The organism is Herpetosiphon gulosus, from assembly GCF_039545135.1.
GTDB lineage: Bacteria > Chloroflexota > Chloroflexia > Chloroflexales > Herpetosiphonaceae > Herpetosiphon > Herpetosiphon gulosus.
In genome coordinates this window covers 281853-292835 of sequence record NZ_BAABRU010000006.1, presented here as the reverse complement: position 1 = coordinate 292835, position 10983 = coordinate 281853, and the positions used below count along the sequence as shown (strand labels likewise).

The 10983-nt window shown below is 49.5% G+C and carries 8 protein-coding genes; 2 read left to right on the top strand and 6 right to left on the bottom strand.

The genetic code is table 11. From position 1 onward, the window contains the following. Positions 1-66 precede the first annotated feature (66 nt). From ABEB26_RS10130 to ABEB26_RS10115, 4 genes are all read right to left on the bottom strand, one after another. A complete protein-coding gene (locus tag ABEB26_RS10130) occupies positions 67-1308 on the bottom strand; it encodes an amino acid ABC transporter substrate-binding protein (RefSeq protein WP_345721868.1) in 1242 nt (413 codons plus the stop codon). A gap of 17 nt (positions 1309-1325) precedes the next feature. Continuing rightward, positions 1326-2417 carry an ABC transporter ATP-binding protein gene (locus ABEB26_RS10125; protein ID WP_345721867.1) on the bottom strand — a complete coding sequence of 364 codons (1092 nt, stop codon included), beginning with the start codon at positions 2415-2417 and terminating at the stop codon, positions 1326-1328. Between the two features lie 17 nt (positions 2418-2434). Further along, positions 2435-4162 carry an ABC transporter permease gene (locus ABEB26_RS10120; protein WP_345721866.1) on the bottom strand — a complete coding sequence of 576 codons (1728 nt, stop codon included), beginning with the start codon at positions 4160-4162 and terminating at the stop codon, positions 2435-2437. A gap of 93 nt (positions 4163-4255) precedes the next feature. Next, a complete protein-coding gene (locus tag ABEB26_RS10115) occupies positions 4256-5398 on the bottom strand; it encodes an ABC transporter substrate-binding protein (protein ID WP_345721865.1) in 1143 nt (380 codons plus the stop codon). 196 nt (positions 5399-5594) lie between these two features. On the opposite strand from ABEB26_RS10115, the gene ABEB26_RS10110 reads away from it, so the two are divergent. Beyond that, the gene (locus ABEB26_RS10110; RefSeq protein ID WP_345721864.1) at positions 5595-6773 is read left to right on the top strand and encodes a CaiB/BaiF CoA transferase family protein; all 1179 of its coding nucleotides are present in this window, start codon (positions 5595-5597) and stop codon (positions 6771-6773) included. On the opposite strand, the gene ABEB26_RS10105 is transcribed toward ABEB26_RS10110, so the two are convergent. Both ABEB26_RS10105 and ABEB26_RS10100 read right to left on the bottom strand, forming a co-directional pair. Next, entirely contained in the window at positions 6770-7465 is a 696-nt protein-coding gene (locus ABEB26_RS10105; RefSeq protein ID WP_345721863.1) for a response regulator transcription factor, read from the bottom strand. The genes ABEB26_RS10110 and ABEB26_RS10105 overlap by 4 nt on opposite strands. 39 nt (positions 7466-7504) lie before the next feature. Continuing rightward, positions 7505-10183 carry an ATP-binding protein gene (locus tag ABEB26_RS10100; protein WP_345721862.1) on the bottom strand — a complete coding sequence of 893 codons (2679 nt, stop codon included), beginning with the start codon at positions 10181-10183 and terminating at the stop codon, positions 7505-7507. A 165-nt stretch (positions 10184-10348) separates the two neighbouring features. On the opposite strand from ABEB26_RS10100, the gene ABEB26_RS10095 reads away from it, so the two are divergent. Next, positions 10349-10927: a hypothetical protein gene (locus ABEB26_RS10095; RefSeq protein WP_345721861.1), complete on the top strand. Its 579-nt coding sequence runs from the start codon at positions 10349-10351 to the stop codon at positions 10925-10927. The last annotated feature ends 56 nt before the right edge of the window (positions 10928-10983 follow it).

Below are 10983 nucleotides of genomic sequence, written 5' to 3'. Positions count from 1 at the left end.
GGTTTTCCAAGTTTTGCCGCTCACTTCATTGCAAGTGGGCGGTTTTTTTGATCAAGTTTTTGCTATCTAGCGTTGACTCCAGGCGGGCATTGGATACAACAGTGATTGTTCAGCCACAGCTTGAGGAAACACCGTATATTTTTGACCATCGGGATACAATTGTTCAACCGCCATGGGTTTAGCGCTGTTCACGCCCTGCTCGTCAAATTGAATCGGCCCGAAGAAAGTAGCAAGCTTTAAGCCTTTAATCGTATCGCGCACCGCTAAGCGATCAATCGTTCCTGCCCGCTCAAAGGCCCGTTGAAAGACAATCAATGAGGCTGCTGACTCAGCAACCTGATAGGGCACCGATTTATATTGAGGGTATTGTTGACGAAAGGCTTGGGCAAAGGCCGCCGGAGTTTGCCAGACATCATCGCCATGATAGTCGAGTGCTGGAGTCCATTGAGTTGGGCCAAGAATATAATCAGCATCATGTTGTAAATTGGCTCGAAATTGCGGCAATAACGGTCCCACGCTTAATCCAATTGCCTTAGGCGTAACATCAAGACTTTTGGCTTGCTTGACGATTAACAACGCCTCTTGCAAATGGCCTGCCCCGAGCAACATATCGGGCTGAAGTTGCTTAATGATGTTTAAGTGATGGCTGACATCACGCGCATCGCTGGGATAATCGCCGTGATAGATCACATTTAAGCCACGCTGTTGGGCATAATCGCGCACGCCTTGGGCAACATCCTGCGAAAACGAATCGGTTTCGCTCAACAGGGCCAGCGTTTTGAGGCTTGGGTCAGCAGCCAATAAGGCATCAATAACGCCATTTAAGTAATGACGAGCGGGGGTTTGCACGCTGAAGATATAGTGATAGTTATTGGCGTAAATGCTGCTGGCCGAGCCATGGCCCGACACCAGCGGAATATGATATTTTTCGGCGATCGCCACGGCAACGCTGGTAGCATCCGAGCCATATGGCCCCAATAAAAAATCAACTTGATCGTGATTGATTAATTTTTCATACAGCTCAGCTGTGCGTTCAAGGTTCGATTCATCATCGTAGTAGCGTAAACGCAATTGATAGCGTTGGCCGCCAATCAGAATGCCACCTTGGGCATTTAGGGTATCAACAAAAAATTGATACCCATCACGCACATATTCGCCTTCTTTGGCAGTTTTTCCAGTAATCGAGATCGATGCGCCAAAGGTGATCTCCAGCGGTTGTTCGTTGGCACTGGTACTGACGCAGCCTCCCAACAAACCAATGATCACCAGATAAGCTAAGCCTTGAAGCCAACAACGTTGTTGCCACATAACCGACCTCGTATGCTTTAAGCCGCTTTCAAGACCATCAACGACTCAGGCGGCAAATAAATTCGTACATTGCCACTGGTATAATCCAACGTCTCGACCATCAATGCGCCAATTGAGGTTTCAACTTGATGATGCCATTTTGCGCCCAAATAATCCGAGCTGCGAATTGCACCCGCAATCACGTTGGTCTGATGATCACTCGTAGCCACTTGAACCCGTTCGGAGCGAATGCCCAAATCAATTGTTTGGTGTTGTTGGAGCTTGAGCGCTGTGCGCACCTCAAGGCATGTACCATCGCTCAGGCTGACTTGGCTCAACGTTGGCGCATGCTGAACCACGGTTGCTGGTAAAAAGGTGGTTGCCCCGATAAATTCGGCCACAAAACGGGTTGCTGGTTGTTCATAAATTGCTTGCGGCGTATCAAATTGCTCAAGCTTGCCTGCCGACATCACGGCAATTTTATCAGACATCGCCAACGCTTCAGCTTGGTCATGGGTCACATAAACGGTGGTAATGCCAAGGCGTTTTTGAATATCGCGCAGCCATGTGCGAGCTTGCTCCCGCACTTTGGCATCAAGGTTGGATAATGGCTCGTCAAGCAAAAGTAGGCGTGGTTCAGTTACCACCGCACGAGCCAGCGCTACCCGTTGCTGCTGCCCGCCCGAAAGTTGGAAGGGATAGCGCTCGGCAACATGGCCTAATCCTACCAACTCTAAAATTGTTGCCACCCGCTGTTTGATCTCGCTGCTGGCGATTTTGGCGACCCGTAAGCCAAAACTAACATTATCGGCGACCGTCATATGCGGCCAAAGTGCATACGATTGAAACACCATGCCAAGCTGGCGATCTTCAGGTTGCAAAAAGAGCTTTTTGGCGCTATCGGTCAGCACAAAATCGCCAACCCGAATTGTGCCAGTGTCGGGATGTTCTAGCCCGGCAATACAATTGAGCGTGGTGGTTTTGCCACAGCCAGATGGCCCCAAAAAGCTCACCAATTCACCTGCTTGAATCGACAAACTAAGATCATCAAGCGCTTTGGCACTGCGATTATACATTTTACTGAGATGTTCGATGGTTAATCCGGCTGAATCGTGATGAATGTTGCTCATCGGTTGCTCCTTACGAATTATTCGCGAACTTTGACCGTCGGAATAAAGCTACTTAGCCAGCGCACAACCCCAATAATTAATAATTGAATTACAGCCAAAGCAGCGGCGGGGCCAGGCCCACCTTGGGCCCAAACCTCCAGCATGGTTGTGCCGATCACTTGCGAGCCACGAGTGAACAAAAACAACGCTACCGAGTATTCTTTTAAAAAGGTGATAAATAAGAGGGTGAAGGTCGTAAGTAGCGCTGGCCGCAGCAATGGCAGCATAATATGACGCATCACACCCAGCCAGGTTGTGCCACTCACCCGCGCCGCCCGATCAAGCTCATCGGAGATTTGTAAAATCGAGGGACTCATCGCACTAAATCCTAATGGTAAATAGCGCATGGTATAGGCAATAATCAAAATCCAAATTGTATTGCGCAAGCCACCCAAGGCTGGAAACGAGAGCAAGGCCCATAAAAAGCCTAAACCGATAATCGTGCCCGGAAAAGCCCGTGGATATTGGGCAATGTATTTGACTGCGCCGCGCATTGGGAATTTCGAGCGATAGGTCAACAAAGCCACCGCTGCCATAAAGAGGGTTGCTACGACTCCGCCAACGCCGGCAATTAACAAACTATTGATAATTGCAACCCGATAGGTTTCAAATTCAAAGGCTTGTTTGAAATTATCCATGGTCAAAATTGAAAATGGATTGATCAGGGCGCTGAGAAACGGCGTGAAGGCTTGCAGAATAATGCCGCCAAGTGGCACCAAAATCGTCAAACCTGCAAAGAGATAGACGACGAATCCCAAGGGCCAGCGCAACCATCCCAAATGTAAGACTCGCGCTCGTGAGATTTTGCCGCTGACTGACACAAAGCGGCGTTCTTGCTTCATCAGATGGTTTTGCAGCATAACCAAGACTGAAATAAACAGCACCACCATAATTGCCACAACCGCCAAGGTGCCATAATCGGTTGTCCCACTCACCAGTGCTGTGCGATAGAGAAAGGTTGAAAGCACATCAATTTGGGCGCTTTCACCAAGCACCAAGGGAATTGAAAGCAATTCGATGCTAGAGACCATGGTCAATACAAGCGCATACAGCATGGCTGGCCGAATCAAGGGGATGGTAATTCGCAGCAAAATACGCAACGGTTTTGCTCCCGCAATCCGCGCGGCTGATTCTAGTTGGGGGTCGGCCATGCTCAGCGAGGAACTACAATACATAAAGGTCAACGGCATAAAATAGAGTGCACTGACCACAATCAAGCCTGGCATCGTATACAGATTCCAGGTTGGCAAGCCCCATTCGCGCACCATCACCGTCATAAAACCTTGGGGGCCATACATCACTGCCCAGCCAAAAGCCAAAATCAGCGCTGAAACATAGTAGGGAATCGTAATCAATTTTTGCAGCCATTGTGCTCCAGGCAGATCGGTACGGATCAAGAGCACCGCAAACAGAATCCCAATCAAGGTTCCAACGATGGTACTGCCCAGCATAAAAACCGCTGTATTGCCGATCACCTGCCAAATTTTGGGATTGCCCAAAACCCGGGGAAAGTTTTGCAAACTCAGGGTGTTACTGGCTTCGTACAAGGGTTTTTCTAAGAGGCTTTGATAGAGAATCGGCCAAGTTGGAAACAATACCAAGCCAACGACTGTCAGCGCAATCAACCATTGAATAACCCGATCGAGCCGCCATCTGGGTGCTTTCGCAATCGCCTTAATTGGGCGAGTTTGGGCTGTTGCTGCCATCTGCAAACTCCTTGGATGGTGCTGGGTAGAGCGTTGTAAGCCGGCTCACTGGCCTACAGCGCTCTACCCAGCACCATTTAAGTTAAGTGGGGCTTATTGGTTGCGACCGAGGGCTTGTTTCCATTGATTGAGGAACTGGCTACGTTGTTGAGGATCGGCAAGAGCTTTATCGGGCCGCGAGAAGATGATATTTTGCTCGCCTCCAACCGCTTGGCTCACTTGCGAAAGATGCAGCGGCGCAGTTGCTGCGATATCGGGGCGATAGGCGGTTAAGCCACCTTGCGAGAAGGCCATTTGCCCCTCGGCTGAAAGAATATAATCGATCAGCAATTTGGCCGAATTAGGGCTAGCCGCATGTTTGGTAACTGCCATGCCACGCACTGCCACAACTTGGGCATCAGGCACAAAACTATAGCCAAGCAATTGTTGAGCAGCTTCCAAACGTGGCTGAACCGTGATATTTGAGACAAAGTAGCCGATGCTGGATTCGCCCGAAAGCACTGAATCGATCATTTTGCCGCCAGAGGTCAAAATTTTTGGCTGGCTTGAACCAATCGCTTCTAAAGTTTTCCAGCCATCAGCACCCTTAGCTTTGGTATAAAACCAGTTGAGACCATAGCCAAAGCCTTCGCCATCGGCATCGTAGCTCACCAACTTGCCTTGCATGGCGCTGGGGTCTTTGTCGATCATGCTGACGAGTTCAGCCATGGTTTGCGGCGGATCGGCGACCAATTGCTTGTTCCAAATAAAGACCATTGGATCGGTTGAGGCGGCATAGACCCCTTGGGCAATTTTGCCAAGCTCAGGAATTTGGGCATCTTCGCTGGAAACATACGGCTGTACTTCGCCTTTGTCGATAAAGTTAATCCAGCCATCAGGCGCAGTTGTGGAGATAAAATCAGCAGTGCGAGCATTACCAGCCGCTTCGGTGTAGTAGCGCTCGAATACCTCATAGGCTCCCAAATCAGCAGTCGTTACCTTGATCCAAGGATATTTGGCATTAAAGCCTTGAATCACTGGCTGCCAATTTTTTTCACTCATAATTGAATAAATCAAAATACCAGCGGCTTCTTGTTTTGAGGCTTCAACTAAAGCTGGATCGGCGTTTGAGGTTTGGGCTGACTGAGCACTTTGGCTGACGGTAGGCGTTGTTTGCGTGCTACCACAACTGATCAACGAGGCCATGAGTCCGACAGTGAACACTTGCGCCACAATGCGCGTGAAATGGCTTTTCATTGGGTTTACTCCGTCGCTTGTTTGAGAGGAAGGTTGGCTCAATGCTTCGGTGGGTTGGCTCATAGCTTAGTTGATCAATGTAAAAACGACGTAAAAATTAACTGGCTTGGCATAAACAAAGCATAAATATTTGTAAAATTGAGCCAAATTTCAGGTATATCTAGAATCGAAATGGGTTAGCACGTATGAGGTATCTATGCTGCCATTAACTGGAATTACGGTTGTCGCCCTCGAACAAGCTGTTGCCGCGCCTTTTGCCACCCGACAATTAGCTGATCTGGGGGCGCGGGTGATTAAAATCGAACGGCCTGATACAGGCGATTTTGCTCGTCACTATGATCAGGCTGTTCACGGGTTATCGTCGCATTTTGTTTGGCTGAATCGTGGTAAGCAGAGCATCACGCTCGATTTGAAGCAGCCGCAAGCGCAAGCGATTATGCACCAATTATTATCAACGGCTGATGTTTTTATTCAGAATTTAGCGCCGCAAGCCAGCCAACGCTTAGGATTTGGCGCTGAAACGCTGCGTCACGCAAATCCTAAATTGATTGTCTGTGATATTTCGGGCTATGGGAGTAGCGGCGGGCCGTATCAGCATAAAAAAGCCTATGATCTGTTGATTCAATGCGAGGCTGGTGCGGTTTCGATAACTGGCAGCGCCGAACAACCAGCCAAAGTTGGCATCCCAATTGCCGATATTGCAGGTGGAATGTATGCCTACACTGGTATCTTGGCCGCCTTATACCAGCGGCAAGCAACTGGCGAAGGCTGCCAGATCGAGGTTGCCTTATTTGAGGCTTTAGCCGAATGGATGGGCTTTCCGGCATATTACAGTGGCTATAGCGGCCAGAATTTGCCACGCACTGGCTTGCAGCATGCGGCAATTGCACCGTATGGCGCATTTGATTGTGCTGATGGGCAGGTCTTTTTGGCGGTGCAAAATCAGCGTGAGTGGCAGCAATTTTGTGGTGGTTTTTTGCGCCGACCAGCACTGATCGGGCAACCAGAATTTGCGACGGTCAGTCAGCGGGTAGCGAATCGTCAGGCTTTAGAAGCGCTAATCAATCAACATACCCGCAATTTAAGCCTTGATGAAACGCTTGCCCAGCTTGATGCTTTGGGAATTGCCAACGCCCGACTGAATAGCGTTTTGGATTTTTGGCAGCATCCGCAATTGGCGGCCCGAGGGCGCTGGAGCAGCGTGATGAGCGAGGTTGGGCCAATTCAGGCACTGCTGCCACCAGTCAATTGGTCAAACTTTACGCCAGCGATGCAAGGCATTCCAGCCTTGGGCGCTGCCACTCAGGCTATTTTGCAAGAGCTTGGCTATACGCAAACGGAGATTGACACATTCAAAGCCCAAGCCATTATCTAACCAACAAAACGATAGCCGATGCCTGCTTCAGTTAGCAAATGGCGCGGATTACTGGGATCGGCTTCGAGTTTGCGGCGTAAACGCCCAATATAGACCCGTAAATATTCGGCCTCGTCGCGATATTGATCGCCCCACACATGTTGCAACAGCATGCGATGGGTCAGCACTTTATTGGGATGGGTGCTGAGATATGCCAAGAGCGCAAATTCAGTTGGGGTTAACCGCACATCAAGGCCTGCTCGCCGAACGCTATGCGCTTCAAGATCAATCTCTAACTCGCCATAGCGTTTGATCCCATTAGCTTGGGGTTGAACGCTCCATTGGCTGCGCCGCAAGACTGCTCGAATTCGCGCCAGCAACTCATCGACTCCAAATGGTTTACATAAATAATCGTCAGCGCCTAAATCAAAGGCCATAACTTTATCGCGCTCGGCATCCAAGGCGGTTAGCACAATAATTGGCACGATTGATTGTTCGCGAATCCGTTGACAAACCTCAAAGCCAGTTAAACGCGGCATCATTAAATCCAAAATAATTAATTGGGGTTGTTCAGTATGCCAAAGCGCCAAGGCCTCAAGCCCGTTGGTGGCTTCCAACACCTCAAACCCACGCACTTGGAGATTCCGCCGAATAAAATCCCGCAAAACATCTTCGTCCTCGGCAAGTAATACCCGAACTGGCTGCGTTGCCATGCAGAGTGCTCCTTGAATTAAGCGATCAGCTAATCGGTATTATCCGGTGTTGCCCGCGATTGGAATTCGCAAGACTATCGTTGTTCCAGCTGCATCATTTTCACCCCAGATTTTACCGCCATGAGCTTCAATAAAGGCCTTACAGATCGCTAATCCTAAGCCAGTGCCACCCGAACGGCGTTGAATGCCATGGTGTGCTCGATAAAAGCGCTGAAAAACATAGGGAAGATCATGGTTGGCGATGCCTGGGCCATCATCGCGTACCTGAACAATTAAATGCTGTTGCTCACAACGAGCCTGAATTTGAATAAAACCTTCGCCATAGGCTAAACCATTGGCAACCAAATTGCGAATCACAACCTCAAAGCGAGCAGCATCAACAAAAATCGCTGGGGTCGGAGTCGGCAAATCAAGCTCTAGGCGTGGGATTGGGCGGGCCAGCCGCTGAATTCCCGCAGCGATCAGTTGATCAAGTTGATACCATGCCCGCTGAAGCGGCAATAACCCAGCTTCAAAGCGTGAGATATCCAGCAAATTGGTCACCATGCTGGCCAAGCGATCAGCTTCGCTGCTAATGGTAGTTAAAAAGTGGCGTTGTTCAGCCAGCGGCCAGTCAATATCATCTTGTAACAGAGTCGAAGCATTGCCTTTAATTGCGGCTAACGGGGTGCGTAACTCATGGCCAACCGCTGCTAGCAGGGTTGTTTTGAATTGCTCAACCTCATGTTCATGGGTAATATCGCGTAAGACCAAGCCATAGCCAATCAACTGCTGCTGATCGCCAACATGGAAATGGTGGATCTCGAAGACGGTGGTGTTGGTATCATTGACCGTTTCGAGCAGCCAAACCTGGGGCTGGCGAGTTTGGGCTTGGGCAAAGCCGCGATCATACTGCGCTTGATCAACCGTTTGCTGGCGTAGGCGTTGATAAATCTCGGTTAAACTTAGTTGGTCAATTGCCCCATCGCCAAGTGCTAGCAGTGTTCGTGCGCGGGGATTGGCCACCAGCAAGCGATCATCAACGCCTGCCAGAATCAGCCCATCGCGCATACTATCAATAATCGCGGCTAAGGTTTGTTTTTCATGGGTTGCCGCCAAATAAAGTTGCTCATTTTCGTGGGCAACCGCCTGCAACCGCACATCACTGCGTTCATACAACACCGCATGTTCCCACGCTAGGGTTGCATAGTTGGCAAACATCAAGAGCAATTTTAAATCATTGGCATCGAATGCTTGGGCGTTGGTGCGATAGACCATCACTACAACATTGCCGACATGATGACTAATAATTGGAATCGCTAATAAGGCGCGAAAGCCTTGATGTGCAATCGAAGCTGGGAAATACTCGCCGCTATCAGCCAACATTTGGACTGGTTGGCCTTGACGTAAAGCTGTAGCCGAGGGCGATAATGGATCATTTGGTTGAACTGAAACGGTTTGATCATAGGCTTTACTGCGGCCTGTGCTAGCTAAAACGCGCAACGCTCCATGATCATCGGGCACTAAAACTACCACAGCTTGGCTATCGACTAAGCGTTGCACTTCATGGGTAATCGTATCAATCACCGTTTGCGGATCAAGCGTGCCCACAACCGCATTCGAGGTTTCCAATAAAATCTGAAGTTCACTCAGGCGTTTGCTAATATCCTGATCAAGTCGTTGCAACGAACGTGCGAGGGTCCCAACTTCATCGTGGCGAACGCTAAGATGGCTGGTTGTCGGGCGATTGACCGCAGGCTCGACCAGCTGATAGCTTGTGGCCAAATGATGCAAGGGATGAATCATATGGCGCACCAAAAAAAGCCAGAATAACCAACCACCACCTGCAAACAGTAAAGCCACCACCAGCAACCAGGTGCTAAAGCGATTCACAACTTGGAAAACCGCACTCGCAGGCCGTTGCACAATCACCACCCAACCAACGCTGGGAACTGGAACCGAGCTATATAACCACTGCTGTTGTTGGAGATCAAGCCCAAGTTGGCTGGTTGGTTGGCCTTGCAGTGCTGCCTCAACTCCAGGTATTTCGCTACCAATCGGCTGGAGTAAGCGCTCACGTTCTTGGCTAGCGATTAACATCCCGCGATCATCAAGCATACTTAGGCGCAGACCTTGGGCTTGCTGGCTTGGTTGATTCACAATCAGATTTAAGGGCTGGCTAAAATCGGCCAAAAGCACATTGGTTGCTAAAATTCCGACAAACTGGTTTTGTTGATCGCGAATCGGAATCGCAATAATTGCCACGGCATTAAATGTTGTTAGATCAACTGATCCGCCATTGATAAACGGTGTATCGGCTTGGCTTGCCCGCAGAAAAATCCGTTCTTCACTAAAATCAGTGCCAAGCGTGCGAATATCGTAGGGAACCGATACTTGCATATGGCCAAGCTGATCGATCCAATAAACCCGATCGATATCAGGACGCGCTGCTTTGAAGGCCTTAAAGGCATTCTCCATGGCAGGATAAGCACTTGCGGTAAAGATTTCGGGATCTAAGGCGGCCAGCGCAACCAAAGAATCACGGGCATTTTGCAGCCGACTATCGGTTTGCACGGCGATGGCTTGGCCTAAGGCTTGATCGCTGGCCTGAAACTCACGCATCAGTTGCTGCCGAACAATGCCATTCATCACTAAACCAACCCCAATAATCACACTCCCAAACAATAAATAGCCACTGAATACTTGGCGGAGAAGTGATTGTCGGAACCATTGGATCATTGCAATCCCTCGTTATGGTGCAGTCGATTATCGGCTAAATCCCTATTCGCTGCATCATACACCCATTCCTTGATCAGGCATATGCCGATGAGTAGCGCAGTTAAAAAGCAACTTCCTGGCTGAGCTAGCGTATTTGTGGTGATTTTGCTATAGAACGAGAGAACGATGATGCAAACTGCCCACTTCCACGTTCGCGAATATTGGCTAAAGTGGATTACCTTGATCGCCGCAATCGTTGCCGCTGGATGGTCAGTGTTTCGTGTGAATGATCCAGACCTGAGTATATTGTATTGGTGGGGGATGTTGATGTGGTTGCTGCTGGCCAGCCGCATGCTGGTTGATCTGATTTCGTCGCTTGATTTTACCCCACGTGGCTTGGTGATGCGGCGAGGCTGGCAATATTTTGAAATTCCGTGGGAACAGATTGAATCGGTTGGGATCAGTAGGTATACGCGGCGCGATCTGCCGTATATTGTGTTGCGTGTGCCAATCCGTGGTTTGCCCAGTGTGAAAATCCCTGAACTGATCCCTGAAGAACAACAGCGCACGCTTACCTTGGAGGGTTGGGATGAGCCTGAAGCGGTGGCTGCGGCGTTATGTGCTGGACTAAAAACTACCGCTCAGGATTGGCAGGTGATCCCTGATTTTGCGCTAAGTCATCGCTATTTTGTCTATTATCAACGCCTCTACCTGTGGATATTGACTGCGGGGGTTGCGCTATTTGCCTATTTAATTCTGCGCTAACAAGGATTAATGTGTGGCATGCCCCCTAGCCTCGCCTTATAAGGGTAGGTTGTTAA

What these genes read in the sequence shown, in the direction of transcription:
- ABEB26_RS10130 (WP_345721868.1), bottom strand. Translation starts at nt 1,308, where the DNA reads ATGTGGCAACAACGTTGTTGGCTTCAAGGCTTAGCTTATCTGGTGATC.
- ABEB26_RS10125 (WP_345721867.1), bottom strand. Translation starts at nt 2,417, where the DNA reads ATGAGCAACATTCATCACGATTCAGCCGGATTAACCATCGAACATCTC.
- ABEB26_RS10120 (WP_345721866.1), bottom strand. Translation starts at nt 4,162, where the DNA reads ATGGCAGCAACAGCCCAAACTCGCCCAATTAAGGCGATTGCGAAAGCA.
- ABEB26_RS10115 (WP_345721865.1), bottom strand. Translation starts at nt 5,398, where the DNA reads ATGAAAAGCCATTTCACGCGCATTGTGGCGCAAGTGTTCACTGTCGGA.
- ABEB26_RS10110 (WP_345721864.1), top strand. Translation starts at nt 5,595, where the DNA reads ATGCTGCCATTAACTGGAATTACGGTTGTCGCCCTCGAACAAGCTGTT.
- ABEB26_RS10105 (WP_345721863.1), bottom strand. Translation starts at nt 7,465, where the DNA reads ATGGCAACGCAGCCAGTTCGGGTATTACTTGCCGAGGACGAAGATGTT.
- ABEB26_RS10100 (WP_345721862.1), bottom strand. Translation starts at nt 10,183, where the DNA reads ATGATCCAATGGTTCCGACAATCACTTCTCCGCCAAGTATTCAGTGGC.
- ABEB26_RS10095 (WP_345721861.1), top strand. Translation starts at nt 10,349, where the DNA reads ATGATGCAAACTGCCCACTTCCACGTTCGCGAATATTGGCTAAAGTGG.